Here is a 244-nt window from a genome sequence, read left to right as displayed (position 1 = left end):
AGATCGACTTCTCACGAGCCGCCGTCGATTCATCATCGATTCGCGCCGTTGGGGCAGGCCAAAAACTGGGCCAAACCCCACCGATCGCGCGCGACCCGGTTCCAAGCACCACATCGTCACCGACGCCAACGGTACGCCGCTCGCCGCGATCCTGACCGGCGCGAACGTCAACGACGTCACGCAATTGCTGCCGCTGATCGACGCGATTCCGCCGATCCGCGGATTGCGTGGCCACCCATTGCAG

The 244-nt window shown here is 64.3% G+C and carries 1 pseudogene; it reads left to right on the top strand.

Going from position 1 to position 244, the window contains the following annotated elements:
* Nucleotides 1–244 (top strand): annotated as a pseudogene (locus tag SB751_RS34275) (transposase); the annotation flags it as partial.

Origin of the sequence: Cupriavidus sp. SIMBA_020 (assembly GCF_046535395.1) — a bacterium.
Classification (GTDB): Bacteria; Pseudomonadota; Gammaproteobacteria; order Burkholderiales; family Burkholderiaceae; genus Cupriavidus; species Cupriavidus campinensis.
This window is presented reverse-complemented; position numbering and strand designations above follow the sequence as displayed.